The organism is Amycolatopsis sp. NPDC005232 (assembly GCF_040607795.1).
GTDB lineage: Bacteria > Actinomycetota > Actinomycetes > Mycobacteriales > Pseudonocardiaceae > Amycolatopsis.
Genome location: NZ_JBEXHL010000002.1, coordinates 313413 through 328210, shown reverse-complemented (window position 1 = coordinate 328210; position 14798 = coordinate 313413). Strand labels below are relative to the sequence as shown.

At 65.1% G+C, this 14798-nt stretch carries 17 protein-coding genes and 1 tRNA gene; 7 read left to right on the top strand and 11 right to left on the bottom strand.

All coding sequences use genetic code 11. From position 1 onward, the window contains the following. Window positions 1-34 precede the first annotated feature (34 nt). Window positions 35-505 (bottom strand): MarR family transcriptional regulator, encoded by a 471-nt coding sequence (locus tag ABZU76_RS05270; RefSeq protein WP_354865283.1) that lies wholly within the window; start codon window positions 503-505, stop codon window positions 35-37. A gap of 88 nt (window positions 506-593) precedes the next feature. Here ABZU76_RS05270 and ABZU76_RS05265 point away from each other — a divergent pair, with 88 nt between their 5' ends. After that, complete coding sequence (locus ABZU76_RS05265) at window positions 594-1781, top strand: FAD-dependent monooxygenase (RefSeq protein WP_354865281.1); 1188 nt, start codon at window positions 594-596, stop codon at window positions 1779-1781. Here the strand turns inward: ABZU76_RS05265 and dcd are convergent. Beyond that, entirely contained in the window at window positions 1778-2359 is a 582-nt protein-coding gene (gene dcd / locus ABZU76_RS05260; protein ID WP_220245217.1) for a dCTP deaminase, read from the bottom strand. The genes ABZU76_RS05265 and dcd overlap by 4 nt on opposite strands. An 84-nt stretch (window positions 2360-2443) precedes the next feature. Continuing rightward, window positions 2444-3640, bottom strand: a complete 1197-nt coding sequence (locus ABZU76_RS05255) for an oxygenase MpaB family protein (protein WP_354865984.1) — start codon at window positions 3638-3640, stop codon at window positions 2444-2446. 119 nt (window positions 3641-3759) lie between these two features. Between ABZU76_RS05255 and ABZU76_RS05250 the strand changes: the two genes are divergently transcribed. After that, window positions 3760-3830: transfer RNA gene (locus tag ABZU76_RS05250), tRNA-Gly, on the top strand. A 94-nt stretch (window positions 3831-3924) separates the two neighbouring features. Here the strand turns inward: ABZU76_RS05250 and ABZU76_RS05245 are convergent. From ABZU76_RS05245 to ABZU76_RS05210, 8 genes are all read right to left on the bottom strand, one after another. Continuing rightward, a complete protein-coding gene (locus ABZU76_RS05245; protein ID WP_354865279.1) occupies window positions 3925-5103 on the bottom strand; it encodes a tyrosine-type recombinase/integrase in 1179 nt (392 codons plus the stop codon). 1 nt (window position 5104) lies between these two features. Continuing rightward, window positions 5105-5323, bottom strand: a complete 219-nt coding sequence (locus tag ABZU76_RS05240) for a helix-turn-helix domain-containing protein (protein WP_354865277.1) — start codon at window positions 5321-5323, stop codon at window positions 5105-5107. A 16-nt stretch (window positions 5324-5339) separates the two neighbouring features. After that, a complete protein-coding gene (locus ABZU76_RS05235) occupies window positions 5340-6932 on the bottom strand; it encodes a replication initiator (RefSeq protein ID WP_354865275.1) in 1593 nt (530 codons plus the stop codon). Further along, window positions 6932-7318: a hypothetical protein gene (locus ABZU76_RS05230; RefSeq protein WP_354865273.1), complete on the bottom strand. Its 387-nt coding sequence runs from the start codon at window positions 7316-7318 to the stop codon at window positions 6932-6934. The genes ABZU76_RS05235 and ABZU76_RS05230 overlap by 1 nt, the downstream gene beginning before the upstream one ends. Then, window positions 7315-8859 carry an FtsK/SpoIIIE domain-containing protein gene (locus ABZU76_RS05225; RefSeq protein WP_354865271.1) on the bottom strand — a complete coding sequence of 515 codons (1545 nt, stop codon included), beginning with the start codon at window positions 8857-8859 and terminating at the stop codon, window positions 7315-7317. The genes ABZU76_RS05230 and ABZU76_RS05225 overlap by 4 nt, the downstream gene beginning before the upstream one ends. 329 nt (window positions 8860-9188) lie before the next feature. After that, window positions 9189-9437 (bottom strand): AMED_5909 family protein, encoded by a 249-nt coding sequence (locus tag ABZU76_RS05220; RefSeq protein WP_354865269.1) that lies wholly within the window; start codon window positions 9435-9437, stop codon window positions 9189-9191. Further along, window positions 9421-9669 carry a hypothetical protein gene (locus tag ABZU76_RS05215; protein WP_354865267.1) on the bottom strand — a complete coding sequence of 83 codons (249 nt, stop codon included), beginning with the start codon at window positions 9667-9669 and terminating at the stop codon, window positions 9421-9423. Before ABZU76_RS05215 ends, ABZU76_RS05220 begins: the two co-directional genes overlap by 17 nt. 276 nt (window positions 9670-9945) lie before the next feature. Next, window positions 9946-10398 carry a hypothetical protein gene (locus ABZU76_RS05210; protein ID WP_354865265.1) on the bottom strand — a complete coding sequence of 151 codons (453 nt, stop codon included), beginning with the start codon at window positions 10396-10398 and terminating at the stop codon, window positions 9946-9948. Window positions 10399-10578: 180 nt separating this feature from the next. Here ABZU76_RS05210 and ABZU76_RS05205 point away from each other — a divergent pair, with 180 nt between their 5' ends. From ABZU76_RS05205 to ABZU76_RS05185, 5 genes are all read left to right on the top strand, one after another. Next, entirely contained in the window at window positions 10579-11346 is a 768-nt protein-coding gene (locus tag ABZU76_RS05205) for a GntR family transcriptional regulator (RefSeq protein ID WP_354865263.1), read from the top strand. A 15-nt stretch (window positions 11347-11361) separates the two neighbouring features. Then, window positions 11362-12027: a YdcF family protein gene (locus tag ABZU76_RS05200; RefSeq protein ID WP_354865261.1), complete on the top strand. Its 666-nt coding sequence runs from the start codon at window positions 11362-11364 to the stop codon at window positions 12025-12027. 251 nt (window positions 12028-12278) lie between these two features. Then, window positions 12279-13211, top strand: a complete 933-nt coding sequence (locus ABZU76_RS05195; RefSeq protein WP_354865259.1) for an S-4TM family putative pore-forming effector — start codon at window positions 12279-12281, stop codon at window positions 13209-13211. A 24-nt stretch (window positions 13212-13235) separates the two neighbouring features. Beyond that, entirely contained in the window at window positions 13236-14102 is an 867-nt protein-coding gene (locus ABZU76_RS05190; protein WP_354865257.1) for a hypothetical protein, read from the top strand. Between the two features lie 185 nt (window positions 14103-14287). Beyond that, complete coding sequence (locus ABZU76_RS05185; RefSeq protein WP_354865255.1) at window positions 14288-14593, top strand: hypothetical protein; 306 nt, start codon at window positions 14288-14290, stop codon at window positions 14591-14593. The last annotated feature ends 205 nt before the right edge of the window (window positions 14594-14798 follow it).

The following is a 14798-nucleotide window of genomic DNA, read 5'->3' as shown; positions in this document are numbered from 1 at the left end:
GAATCGCGTTTTCCAACCCGGCCGTGGCCGCAACTCACTCCAGCGAGCGACTGGTGAGGCGCAAGGTCGACTCGTGGGTGACCGCCGCGGCTCTTTCGAGGAACCCGATCACCGTTCGGAGTTCACCTTCGGAGTAGTCGTTCGCGAGCTCGCGCGTCGCGGCCACGATGTGGTCCCACAGGGACACGGCCCGCTCGATCGTCTCCTCTTCGACGCCGACGAGCACCTTCCGCCGATCGTCCGGGTGCGGCGAGCGGGTGACCATCTGCTTGCGCTCGAGCCGGTCGATCAGCGCGGTGATCGACGCCGGCGCCAGGCCCGCGTACTCCGCGAGTTCCTTCGGCGTGAGCGGGCCGAGGCGCGCGACGTAGTCGAGCACCTTGCTCTCGACCGCGGAGAGGTCGCGCAGGATCGCGATCGCGGTGTGGAACATGACCGTCTCCGTGGACAGCTCCCGCGACTTGAGCAGCAGCCGGTCGACCAGTTTCTCGTGCTCGCTTGACACGACGGGCAGCCTAGCGCATCCTTCGGTCGGCAGTATTATTCGGAGCATCGAAATATTCGAGACTATGAACTATGCGAGGGGGCGAAGGATGTCACGGGTGTTGATCGCGGGCGGGGGTATCGCGGGCACGATCACGGCGATCGCGCTGCACGAGGTGGGCCACGAGCCGGTGCTGTTCGAGGCGTACGACCGCACGGCCGAGGGGGTCGGCGCGTTCCTCACGCTGGCGGTAAACGGGCTCGACGCGCTGGCGCCGTTCGGGCTGAAAGACCTGGTCAAGGGCCTGGGGTTCGACACGCCGAGGATGAGCATCGGGCTGGGTGATGGCAAGCGGCTGGCCGAGTTCCCGTTGGGCGGGCCGCTGCCGGACGGCACGGTGAGCCAGACCGTGCGCCGCTCGGACCTCTACGTCGCGCTGCGCGACGAGGCCGCCAGACGCGGGGTGCGCACGGAGTTCGGCCGCCGGCTCACGGACGCTTCGCAGACGTCGGCCGAGGTCACCGCGGTGTTCGCCGACGGCTCGTCGGAGTCCGGCGACCTGCTGATCGGCGCGGACGGCCTGCGGTCCACCGTGCGCCGGATCCTCGACCCGGCCGCGCCGGCGCCGCGGTACGTCCCGCTGCTCAACACCGGCGGTTTCACCACGGGTGTGCGGCTCGACGACGAACCGGGCGTGATGCACATGGTGTTCGGCCGCAAGGTGTTCTTCGCGCACGTCGTGCACCCGGACGGTTCGGCGTGGTGGTTCGCCAACGTGCCGCGCGCGACCGAGCCGACGCCGTCCTCCCCGGTACCGAGCCCCGCGCAATGGCGCGCCGAGCTGCTGGACCTGGTGCGCCGTGACCGCACTCGCGCCGCCGAGATCATCGGCGCCACAGAGCACCTCTACGCCCCGTGGCCGACCTACGACTTCCCGTCCGTGCCGGTCTGGCACCGCGGCCGCATCGGCATCATCGGCGACGCCGCCCACGCGACCTCACCGGCCGCCGGCCAGGGCGCGTCGATGGCGATCGAGGACGCCGTCACGCTGGCGCAATGCCTACGTGACGTCGCTCCGGACGCCGCGCTGTCGACGTTCGAGACCTTGCGCCGCTCACGCGTGGAAGCCGTGGTGGCGCAGGGAAAACGCAACGGCGACGACAAATCACCGGGCTTCTTCGGCCGCGTCGTCCGCGACTTCTTCATCCGGCGCGCGATGAAGAACGCCGGCGGCGACGACCCCAACGCGTTCATGTGGAACCACCGCATCGACTGGGCGGCCCCGGTGTCGGTCTAGCGCCAGGTGTCCACGCGGTGGAAGTTCTTGTACGCCCGGCTCGGCGTCGGGCCGCGCTGGCCCTGGTAGCGGGAGCCCGCTTCCTTCGAGCCGTACGGGAACTCCGCCGAGCTGGACAGGCGGAAGATGCACAGCTGGCCGATCTTCATGCCGGGCCACAGCGTGATCGGCAGGTTCGCGACGTTCGACAGCTCGAGCGTGATGTGCCCCGAGAAGCCAGGGTCGATGAACCCCGCGGTCGAGTGCGTCAGCAACCCCAACCGCCCCAGCGACGACTTGCCTTCGAGCCGCCCGGCGAGGTCGTCGGCCAACGTGACCATCTCGTACGTCGACCCGAGCACGAACTCGCCCGGGTGCAGCACGAAGGGCTCCTCGCCCTCCTTCTCGACCAGCGAGGTCAGCTCGTCCTGCTGCAACTGCGGGTCGATGTGCGTGTACTTGCTGTTGTCGAACACCCGGAAGAACCGATCCAACCGCACATCGATGCTCGACGGCTGGACCATCGCGGCATCAAACGGATCAATCCCGAGCCGGCCGGCGTCGAGCTCTTTGCGGAGGTCACGGTCACTGAGCAGCACGGACGCAGCCTAACGTCTGCTTTGAACCAGGTGGGATCAGGCTGGTTCAGATGATAACTATTCCGGTTCAGACGGTAACTGAACTCAGGCCGCGCGCTCATCGCTCCCGTACGACGTATCCGCCTTGAACACCTCGTGCACCCGCTTCAGATACCGCCGGCGCCCCAGCCCGCCGAGCAGCTCCTGCAGCGCCGTCGCTCCCGGGATGAACCGCCGGGCCGTCTCCGCCGCGAAGTTCACCCCGGCCACCGCCACGACCGCGGCCTGGGCGACCGGGTCGTCGGGCAGCTCCAGGAAATCGGCGTTCTCCTTGCCGAGCACCAGCCGGCTGATCGCGGAGTGCACCGAGACGTTCACATGCGCCAGCACCTTGCCCGCGGCTCCGCGCCCCTCGCCGATCGCGGCGTGGCTCTCGACGAGGGCCTTGGCCAGGCGTTTCGAGTCGTCGTCGGGGATGAACTCGGTCGCGGCGAGGAGCCAGAGCAGGCGCCAGGCGTCGCCCTCGTCGGCGGGGAGGAGTTCCTCGTCGACGCCCATCAGCCAGCCGATGTAGCGCCACAGGTGCAGGATGTCCGCGCGCTCGCGTTCGGTGTAGCGGAGGCCGAGCAGCTGCGTGCCGAAGACGTAGACCAGCGAGAACAGCAGCAACGTGCCCGCGGTCTGGACCTGGTTGACGGGCCGGTCCCACTGCTCGTAGTCCCAGTCCTCGCGCTGGTTCATCGCCCGCCGCACGTGCGCGTGCACCACGCGGATCTGCACCGCCGCCCGAAAACCGGCCGCGGTCCGATCCATCGCCCCGGGCGTGGTGACGTCGATCCACCACGCGGCCGTCTCCACCAGCCGCTTCGGAGCCCGGTTCTCGATCTCCCCGGTCCCCACCAACGCCTTCGTCGCCCGCGACGCCAGATATCCACCCATCAACGACATGTCGCCCAGCGGAAACAGCCCCAGCAACCCCGCGCGCGTGATCGCCCGCGCCCCACGCTCCAGCCTCGCGCGATCCACCCAATACGGCGTCGCCTCGACGCCCGCCATGAACTCCCGCAGCTCAACGTCGCTCTCCGGGCCTACCCCATGCACCAACGCCCGCTCGAACCGCGCCCGATTCCCAGCATCCCGCCCGAACCACTCCACCAACGCATCCGCCGGCGCGTCCTGCCGCTGCGCGAACTCCCTCAGCCGATGCACCTGCTCGTCTCCGGCGCGCAGCCCCTCGACCCCGCGCAACCGCGCGACCAGCCGAAACCCGCCTTGCCGGAACAACACCGGGTCGTCCACCACATCCACCTCCGGCGCCGCCACCCCGTCCGACAACAAGTGTTGTCACTTGCCCCCGGCGCCGTCAACCCACGCCCCACTGGACACGCCGACCACGCTCCCGTGTAAGCTGACGAGGCACTGCGGATGTAGTTCAATGGTAGAACATCAGCTTCCCAAGCTGAATACGCGGGTTCGATTCCCGTCATCCGCTCTCATGCGAAAGCCCCAGGTCACATGGTGTCTACTGTGGACCTGGGGCTTTCGTTTTGTCTCGCTGACATTTCTCGCGTGCCATTAATGTGCCATTAGCCGACCGGAACCGGTAGGCCGTCCTCACCCTCGTCGTCTTTCGGCTCGATGCCCTTGCGGTGCCGGTCGACGAGCTTGGACAGCCGGTCCGCGATCTGCTGGTCGGCGTCGCTGGTCGCGCGCTGGTAGATCAGGGCTGCCCGCATGTCGTCGTGCCCCATGCGCGCCATCAGGTCCTTGGTCGAGGTGCCGGCCTTGGACGCCCAGATGTTCCCGGCGTGCCGCAGGTCGTGGAAGTGCAGCCCCTTTAAGCCCATCTTCTCGACGACCTCCGTCCACCGGGTCCGTTGACTGAAGTTCGGCCGGCGGACCGCATGACCAGCTCGTTCCCCGGTGAAAAGCAGCGCGTCCTGCGGCGGCTTGACCCAGGTGTTGAGGTGCTGAACCAGGTCAGGCCGGACGGCCGCCGGAATGATCACCGTGCGCACGCCCGCTCGCGACTTGGGCGGCCCGACGACGAGCCCACGACCGGGAACCTCGACCATCGCCCGGGTCACCCGAACCCACGCCGCGTCCTCGGCGACGTCGCACCGACGCAGGGCAGTCACCTCACCCCAACGCAATGAACCGAACGCGGCGAGTAGCACCAGGGCACGGAACCGTTCCGGCATCCGCCCGGCCAGATCGAACACCTGAGGCACGGTGAGCACCGGCCGTTCGTCAGGGTTCTCCCGGTCAGCGCCCCGAACGCGGCATGGGTTGCGCATGAGGATCTTGTCTTCGTCCACCGCCGTGTTCAGGATCGCGCGCAGCAAACGGTACGACTTGGCCGTCACGGACTCTGAGACGCCCGCCAACAGCCGATCCGACCGCCACTGCCTCACCAGAGCCGGGGAGAGCTTGCCCAACTCGACCCCACCAAGACCGGGATCGATGTGCTTGCGCAGCAACCACCTGTACAGCTCGACCGTGCGCGGACGCAGTCCCGGCCGCTCAGTGATCCACTGGTCCGCGTAGTCGTGGAGCTTGCGCTTTGCCCGCTCCGGGTCGATCCAGTCGCCGTGTGCGATCTGCGTTTCGACCTCGGACAACCATCGTTCAGCCGTCCGCTTGGTGTCGAAAGTGTTGGGCGCCGTCCTCGTGATGCCATCCGGCCCGGGATATCGGGCTTGCCAGCGACCTGACGGGAGTTGCCGAACACTTCCGAATCCTCGGTGGCCGTGTTTGTTCGCCATTTCAGGCCGCCCTTCCGAGATCCCGACGGACCGAGACGCGAGTGATCGGCTCGACCCGCCCCGACTGCATGAATTCCTCCAGATCTGCCACCGCCAGCCGCACGTGCGCGCCGGCCTTGTGGAAAGCGATCCGTCGTTCAGCGATGAGCCGACGCACGAACCGGACGCCGGTGTTCAGGTAGTCGGCCGCTTCGTCGACCGTCAGGTATTTCGTCTCCATCCGTCCCCCTTCCTGGTCAGGCCGCTTGCCGAGTTGCCGAAGTTTCTGGCGGTCCGGCAGCGAGTAGCGCCCGGTCGTATTCGGCCTTCCACGTAATTCGTTCGGCGATGGCGCGCATGACGAGGTGATCCCGGGGCGGGACGTGGGCGTCGGTGGACTCGACCTTGCGCCACACCAGCCGTGCCGGGTCGGGTTCCGGCTTCTCGATTCCGACGACCGCGAGCGCCTGCTTCACGAACGCCTTCCGGTCGGCCTTGTGGTCCACGAGCGTCTTGCCCGACCACTTCCGCGACACCAGCACCCGCCGCCCCGGAAGCCCGAGGGTGGTCCGCCGGTGCGCGCGCCCCTTGCAGTGCCCGGGCGTCATCTTGCCGTTGGCGCCCTTGGGCTGGATGCCGTAGAGAAGCCAGACCGCGCAGCGCGGCGAGCACGGGGTGACGGCCAGCTCGGCGTGAAGCCGGTCGTGGTGAGCGACCTGGGCGGCGCCGGTGGCCTCGACGACTTCGCCGGTGGATTTGGTGAGGTACTTCGTCAGGTAGCCGATGTGGCGGCCGGCCTCTTCGGTGCCGCCGAGGATGCCCTTGGAGTGCACCTGTCGCCCGAACGTCACCACGTGCGCGGGTTCCTTGACCTCCTCCACAGCGTCGTCCCAGGTGGTCAGCGGTCGCCGTGTCTCCGGATCGACAAAGCCACGTTCTGGCCCGTCCCAGGAGGGCACCCGGTCGGTGTAGACGAGCTGGTCCTGGTTGGGCCACCAGACCTGGTGATACGTCGCCTCCGTGACCATGCGGACGGTCTCGTGCGAGATCGAACCGCGGAGCGCGGCGTGCAGGTGAGGCGCCGCCCGCTTCTGCGGCTCGACCGTCGCGAAGTACTGCACGTCCCAGCCCACAACCCGGCGGAGGTTCTGCCACCACCGGTCCACGAGCGCGGAGAAATGCACAGCGTCCCGAGCTGCCCGGCGGTAGTCGTACGTCGACGGATCAACAGGTGTGCCGTCCGAGCGCACCCGACCATAGGTGTCGCAGGTGAGCGTGACGAACATCGACGGCCGGAACTTGCCCGCGAACTCCCTGCCCACGGTGGTCTTGGTGACCTTCTTCCGAGGCAGGTTCGGCGTGTCCTGGCGACGCTTGGTCGAGCGCTTCACCGGCTTCTTCGCGGGCAGGTCGAGCGACGGCAGCCGGCCCCGGACCCCGAGTTGCCGAAGTTCTGCATCCACCCCGGCGACCTCCGCACGCAACTCCTCGGCCTCGGCCGGATCGTGGTCCGCCATCTCCCGGTAGGCCGCGACGAGATCAGCGCGGTACGTCAATAGCTCCTTCTGGTCCTCGGTGGGTTCCTCGGGTGTGAGGTCGGGTTCTTCGGTCATGTGCCAGCCCTCGCGGCACTGGACCTGCCGAAGCGCCTTGGCTTTGCGGGCGCAGGGTAGGCACGCCGATTCCACAGTGGATCCGCAGGGGATGGGAACGTATTGCAGTTCGCCGGTTTCCTTGTCGCCGACTTCCATTGTGAAGGGTCGAACGCAAACGCCGTGCTTCTCGGCCGTCGCCTTGATGACATCCGCCGCGATGGGTTGGCGCATCCGTTCAGCGCGAGTTTCGGCCATCAGGCAGCCACCTCCCCGGCATCGGCCCAGCCACGCAGGACGAAGACGGGCATATCTTGGCGAACGCCTTCCGGCAGGTCCGGGAACGTCATCTCGTCGAACCGCACTCCGCCGTAGACCTGCACCGGCACCCCGCACGGAGTCCGGCCATGGATGGCCAGGTGGACCCGATCCGACGATCGAGGCCGCCAGATGGAGACCGAGACCTCGTCGAGCGTCGAGACCCACCGCAGGAGGCCGGCCGCGACCGCCGACAGCTCCGTCACGTCGAGCTGAACCACGAGCGGATCGGACCAAGCAGTGACAGTCACCGATGCCGTCGGAGGCAGATGGTGCAGGTCCAAGTGGTCGCGGACCGCGTCGAGGAAGACCATCAGCCGGTTCATGCAGCCACCCCGATCCCACGGGTGCCCAGATCAGCGCGCCCGCCGTTGGTGACGTACTCCTCCAGTGCCTTTACCGTCTCGTCCGACACCCAGCCGGCACGGACCCGCAGGGGTTCGCGGATGCCCTCGCCCCACACATAGCCGACGCCGGCTTCGGAATCGCCGATGCGGTTGGCCCAGGCGCCCCGCTCGTATGCGCCGTCCCCGAGGACCATGCCCACGTGCGTCTTCGAGGTCACCCGCAGGCACACGCGCCGGGTGAACAGCTCCCGCACCGGAACCGTGTCCTTGGTCGGTTCCTGCACGTAGCCCCGCACGGACATTCCGAGCGCACGGCCTTGGGTGGTGAGCAGGGCGACCCGTTCCACGATGGCATCACGGGTCTTACGGTCGGTGTACTTCGTCAGCGCCCCGATCTCGTCGAACTCCAGCAGCTCCAACGGGTACTCGGTAGATACCGGGATCGTGCGCACTCGCCCGGCGAAGGCGCGTTTACGCGACTCCATCTCATCCACCAGGCCGTTCAAGACCTCCAGGGCCTCGGCGCCGGTGACCGCGTAGCGGGAGAAGATCCCGCGCCCGTAGGCCAGCTCCATCCCCTTCGGGTCGATCCCCGACATCCGAACCACGCCGGACCGGATCGCCGAGGCAGCCGCGACCAGCGGGCACCACATCACCGAGTTCTTGCCCGCACCCGACGCACCAGCCGTCAGCGTGTGCGCGCCCGAGCCGAGCAGCGGAATCCGCCAGTCCTTCCCGTAGTCCGTGCGCCCAGCCCACACGTTGCGCAGATCAACCCCGCCGGCCTCGACACCCTCAGGCAGCGGCGGGCAGTGCACCAGCGACGAGAGCCGGTCGTGACGCTGGAAATCGATGGAGACGACGTTCGGGGCGACCTCCCGGACCTGGCACCGCGCGACCTTGCGCGCCACCGCCAACGTGCGGGCGGCCTCGTCGAAGTCCTCCGGCTTCTGGCCGGCCACGAGCTCCACCCGCACCTCATCCCACGAGGCGCCCGACCGAACCTTGCGCACCTTCGGAATCCGCGTCGCTGCCGGAGACGTCGAGCGACTGGCCTTGCGACCAAGCAAGTTCACGTCCACCACGACCGGCAACGACCCGTCGCGCACGGACAGGCCGCAGGCGTGCAGCCACACCGGAAGCTTGCGGTTGTACAACCACCACCGCGCCCACCACGAGCGCAGGAACCGCCAGCACCGCTGATCGAACGACACCGCGTCGATCAACCGCCAGGCACCGAGCGCAAGCGCGACACCACCGAGCACCGCAGCAAGAGAGATCCAGCCCAACAAAGCACACCACGTGACCACCGCCACTACGGCGAGGCTGGTCCGCCACCGCGTCACGAGCTGTGCGAGTGCCCAGACGATGGCCTTGCACACCCACCAGAGCGCGATGAAGACCACCGCAGCCGCCGCCAGGGCTTCTGCGACCGACGCCAGCGCACGGCCGACCTTGTGCAACACCCACACACCGACGCCGAGCGCCGCCATTGCCACGAGCACGAACCCGGCCGACATCAGCGACCACCCCGCGACGTGAGGTTCAAGGGGAGCATTCCCAGGCAGGCCGCGCACTTCGTCTCGCCGGGAAGCAGCTTCGCGAATCGCTTGCAGGAGCAGCAACGCGTCCGGGTGACCCCCGTTGACACGCGCCGCTTGTCATCGTTTAGCGTTGTCATTGTTCACTTCCGCTGGTTGTGGACAGCGCAGGAGCGGCATGGTTGGTAGCCGGTTTCCGCTTCTGCGCCTTACGTTTCTCGATCACCGCATGAGGGCGTGATTGATCGCCGCACGTCATCACGCGCGTTTTTTCTGAATCTGTTGACTTTTTGTTTGTCTACACGGGACTAGTCGGACCGTGGCTTCTCCGCCTGGATCCGTGCCGACACCTCACCCGCTTTTCGTTCCTCGTAGCCGACCCAGTACATGGCCTCGTGGTGATGCCACCGATCGACGTCCGCGACGGCGCGGTACATCCGGGCGTTGCTCTGGTGGAACGCCACCCACGCGGTGAGATTCGCGTTGGAGGGCGGACGTCGCTCGGTTGCCTCGTTGTGCGCGGCCTGGAGGGTCGTGGGCTCAGTCGTCGTCGCCATCACGCACCACCGCGGCCCGGGCGTCGACCACTACCGCCAGCTGCTCCGCCCCGTCGCGGAGCTGGCGAAGGAACTCCGCGAACCTCGGCCACAGCGCCGGATCCGCCGGCGGGGCGATCGCCAAACTGTCCGGGTCGAGGTACAGCACCAGGCCCGGGAGCGACGTCGAACCAAGCTGGTGCATCCCGGCGACCGCCTCCGCACCCGGGGTCCAGGTCGCGTTGAACGCCACCCTTGTGTCCTTCCTCTTGCTGCCAATACCGTGCCTGGTCCTCGAACGCCTCGGCGGCGGACTCCACTGCTGCGAGGAGCCACCACTCCAGGTCGTCCCGGTTGTTTGCGAGCGCCCGCCAAGCCGAAGCGACCGACCACGACGCGTCCGCCATCGCGGAAGCCCCACCGTGGTCTCCCCGGCCCACCCGAGCCGCGAACTCCGACGCAGCGCCGTATCGGCGGTAGGCGTGCTCCCACGCCTGCACCAAGTCGACCCCGGCGGGGACCCGCTTCATCAGGCCGCCTTCTGCGCCGACTCAGTCGTGGCGTTGCGGGCAGGCTTCGCCGAGCTGGCCGAGGCCTTGAAGCCCGTCGCACGGAAGGCGTAGGACTGGTATTTGAACTCCCCGTTCCCGGCCACGCGGGGTTCGGCGGTGAGCCCGTCCAGCTCGATCGGCCTCATCCCCGGCAGGGCCTCGGACGTCGTCGGCACCGGCTGAACGTCGGCCAGGAACGTCACGTCGAACGACGCACGCTTGGAGTTGGTCTCGTTCGGGTCAGTGACCGTCGCCTTCCACTGCCGCTTGCCCGTGGTCTCGTCCACACGCTGGCGAGCCGGACGACCCGCCGCCCGGTCCTCCCGCGACTGGTACTCGTTGTCCGGCGCGACCTCGCCGACCAGCACCAGGCCGAGCGGGAAAGCCTCGTCGAACTCGATCGCGAACCGGTGTCCCTTGCTGATCGCCATCGTAAATGCCCTTCTGTCGTCGCATCTGGTCTCTGGGGCCCCGTGGGCCGCTCACTCCGTTAGAGGTAGTTCTATTAGAGGCTTCGTCGATCAACTTGTCAATAGAACTATCTCTAACACGCTCAGTAGCCCATGATGAGCCGATACCGCTAGCGTTATCGACCGACAGAGGAGGACCACGTGGGCACTGGGTACCGCGAGCTCGCCGCGAGCCTGCGCGACGCGATCCAGCGGGGTGACTACGCCCCAGACTCGACGCTGCCGAAGCAAGAGGAGCTGGCCGAGGAGTACGGCGTCAACGTCAACACGGTCCGCAAAGCCGTCGGCGTCCTGGAGGCCGAAGGGCTGGTGACACCGATCCGCCGGCGCGGCACCGTCGTTCGCGCGCGACCGCCCATGAAGCGCCTCGGCACCGACCGCTACGCCAAGAGCAAGTGGAAGTACGGCGACACGGTGGCCTTCATCGCCGACCGCGAGGCCTCCGGCCGCGAGTGGAAGCCCACCGACCAGACGCAGACCGTTTCGAAGGTCGAAGCCGACAAGGAGATCGCCGAAGCCCTGGGCGTCGACATCGGCTCACTCGTCTACGAACGTGCTCGCCTGGTCAAGGACGCCGGACACCCCACACATACCCTGTCCAGTTACTACCGCCCGGAAGACGTCGAGGGCACTCGCCTTGTCGACGACACCCCGGGGCCGGCCGGTCGAGGTGGTGGTTTCCTGGTTCTCACGCTGCAGGGGCTCGAACCCGACACGATCAGCGAGACCTTCTACTCCCGCATGCCCACGCCCGACGAGATCGAGACGCTGGAGCTTCCGGCCGGCGAGCCCGTCATGGTCCTGCAGCGCCGCACGTTCACCGCAGACGGCCGCGTCGTCGAGTTCGCGCGCGGCATCCACGCTGCCAGCCGTTTCTCCTGGTCGTATACGTTCAAGCTCCCCGACTGACTCCGGAGTCCCCGTATGACCGAGCGCTCGACCACCCTGCCGGACAACCTCCGCGCCGACGTCCAAACGCTCTGGGACTACCACGACATGCACCACGAACTTCGGCCTACAGACGTCGGGATCGGTCTGGGGAGTCACGATCTCGGCGTCGCCACGTACGCGGCGGAGCTGTACCAGCAGGGGTACTTCCCGCGGATTGTCTTCACCGGGGCGAACGCGCCGACGACCGTGGAGCGGTTCCCGCGCGGGGAGGCTGTGCACTACCGGGAGAACGCGTTGGAACTGGGAGTTCCCGATGACGCGATCCTGGTCGAGCCGGAGGCACGGAACACTGGGGACAACATCACGCTTAGCCGGCAGCTGCTGGAGGCGCGGGGGATGGAGGTCAAGTCGGTCATGCTGATCTCGCGCCCGTACCAGCAGCGCCGAGCGTTTGCGACATGCAAGAAGCTCTGGCCCGAAGTCGACGTCATCTGCGCATCACGGCCGCAGCCCCTTGACGAATACATCGAGAGCATCGGCGACGTGGACCGGGTCGTCAACATGCTCGTCGGCGACACACAACGCATCACCATCTATGCAGACCGCGGCTTTTCCATACCGCAAGAAGTAACGTCTGCAGCAAAGACTTCTTTCGCACGACTCAAAGCGCTTGGCTTCACCAAGCGCTTACTATCATAGTCGACGATCTAATAAATAATTGCCACAAGAAGATTTGACCCACAGGTCCTGTTCTTTCGAATCCTCAAACAGCTGATCCACTGGCCTGTGTCTTGCCGACTCGTCGAGTCGTATCCAGGAAGAAGTGCGATCGTTATCAGTCCGCGACTTTATGTCAAGGTCGCCATCAAAGACATCGGGCTTGTAACGACTCAATCGTCTCATGCGACTAGAAGAGAATAGCCATCGGATACGACCTGACAGGACTGCGCATGGAGGACGGACCCGCCGACTCGCCCAGAAGTTCAGCAACACCGTGCGGCAAATCAATATTCGATCGGCAGAACACGAGTCGGGCGTTAAGGCTACTCTCCGCTCAGCGAAGACTATATTCTGATGCAAAGGCGATACACAGCCTCAGAATGCTAGTAGTTTTTTGCGGAGCCGGGCTAAGCATACTTGCGACCTTCGTTTTCAAAGATGCCCGAGTAGCAATTGGACTTACTGCTGCGGTACTTCTATTGATCATAGGGATACTTGGCGCCAACTGGGAGAAGCGGAGGAGTCAAGACGCTGCTGCCGTGCAGGAAGAGTTTGACACACAGGTCTTTATTCTTCCATGGAACGAAATGGCGGCAGATCACCCTTCACCCACCCTTATTGCAGCAGCGGAAAGGCGGTACTCAGGGGAGAGCCTCAAGGATTGGTATCCGGACACCTCTGCCGTTGCTAGACCGCTCGACGTGCTAATATGCCAGCGGAGCAATGTTGGGTGGGGCGCTTCCCTTCATAGCCTCTGGGCGACTATTCTTAGTTTCGCGTTGACGTTGATAATCGCAAGCGCAACCGCCTTAGGAATTTTCCTGAATATGCCTATAGCGGAAGCTCTCGCAACCATATTTGCACCCCTTATTGGGCCAGCCCGCGAGCTTATTGACATGATTCGCGGGAATATTGAAAATAGTCGATCGAATTCTACTCTTGAAGGTAAGATTCTAAATGCTTGGCGGCGCGGCTTAGAGAACCCCGAGTCGGTCACGGAGACCGATTGTCGACGAATTCAAGATAGAATACTTTCGTCGCGACAGCTAAACCTCTCAGTACCCAATTGGCTACATAACAAAAGGCGTGAGTCGCTCGAATACTCCATGCAATCCAGCGCCAAGCAATTGATAGAAGAAGCCCGCGATCACGGTCTCGCATAGCTTGAGGCCGAAAGGAAATAAAAGTTGTCGACCATCACGCAGTCATTTTCCCAGTTCCTCGAGGAGCTCGAGCCCACTGAGTATCACATAGATACACTCATACCGGCCCGAAAGAAGTCCGTGATCGAAAACCTGGAGGAGAAGTTCCCCTCAAGTTCAGATATGCCCTTCCTGCGGGCCGATCTAATGGGTTCAGCAAAAAAGGGGACGATCATTAGACCTATCGACGATATTGATGTCCTTGCAATATTCTCAAATGAGAAAGATGCCTACCAAAAGTACCAGTGGGATTCAAAGAACTTCTTATACCGCATCCGTCAAGCTTATAGCGGCGTGTCAATCCAGCAAGTAGGCGCGCGAGGTCAAGCCGTCCGAGTTTTCTTTCAGACCGGCGGACACGTAGACGTCGCACCAGTGTTTTATAGCGGAGGTGACGACTACCTTCTACCGTCTGGTAACGGTTCATGGATAAAGACGAGTCCATTCAAAGCTAATGATTGGTTCACGAAACGCAATCAAGAGCTTGATTACCACCTAAAACCACTGGTTAGATTGCTGAAGAAATGGAACCGAGAGCATTCATCAAGGTTGAGCTCTTTTCATCTTGAGACTATGGCTGCGACGATCTTTAGTCGGCTCAACTCAAATCGACGTACAGCGTTGCGCGACTTTTTTGACTGGGCTTCGGGTTACATTATCGTACAGGACCCAGGTGGTCATAGCGGCGACTTAAGCGGCTACCTAACCTGGTCAACAAAACAAGATCTACTGCAATCATTCGCCACCAGTCGCAACCGCTGCAAAAGGGCTATTCAAGCAGAAGATCTGAACGATGTGGTTGAGGCTCGCAGGCTGTGGCGTATCGTCCTCGGCGAGGATTTTCCCAGCTGAACGGAGCGAAACTACTGATCGGGCTATCTCCTGCCTGCCGAACTTGGCTCTATGGGATCAAGGCGCCGCCAGTGGCGGCGCGCACGTCACCACGCGTGCGGCGGGCTCGCCCGACTGCGACACGGACGGCCTGCCGCTCCGCTTCGGCCGCCGGTCGCCGGGCAGCCCGCCGACGATATAGCACCGTGCAGCGCGCCCCCACCGTCGACGATCAGCTCATCGGCCTAGTTACGCCGGACAGGCCCGCTGGCAAGGTCGACTTCATGCCGACGTCCGACCGCGCAACCGCAGAAGCCCACGCCGCAGCCGCACGCCAAGCCATCGAGCAGGGCAGGAGTACCGCCGACCCGATCAGCCTTGCGACCGCAGAGGGGCTGTTGGCCGTCTTCCACCAGCTCAAATACATGCAGGATGACACCATCACCCTCCGAGGTGCCGCCGACCTGGTCGACGCTATGGACACCCTCAGCCGCAAGCTGGGAGACCGATAGAGCCGCGAGCGTTACGCACGGAGGTCGCCAGGCTCCACCCCGAAGCCGGATCGTGACAACGGCCGGCGACACCGCGTCAAGGCGGGAAAGCGTGCCTTGACCCGGCACCACCGTCCGCGTGCGGGCTTCGTATCGGGGTGAAGGGAGGGGAGTGGGGCAGGCGGCAGCGTGCCATTGCCGTGCCATTCAGGCCGGTCAACCACGG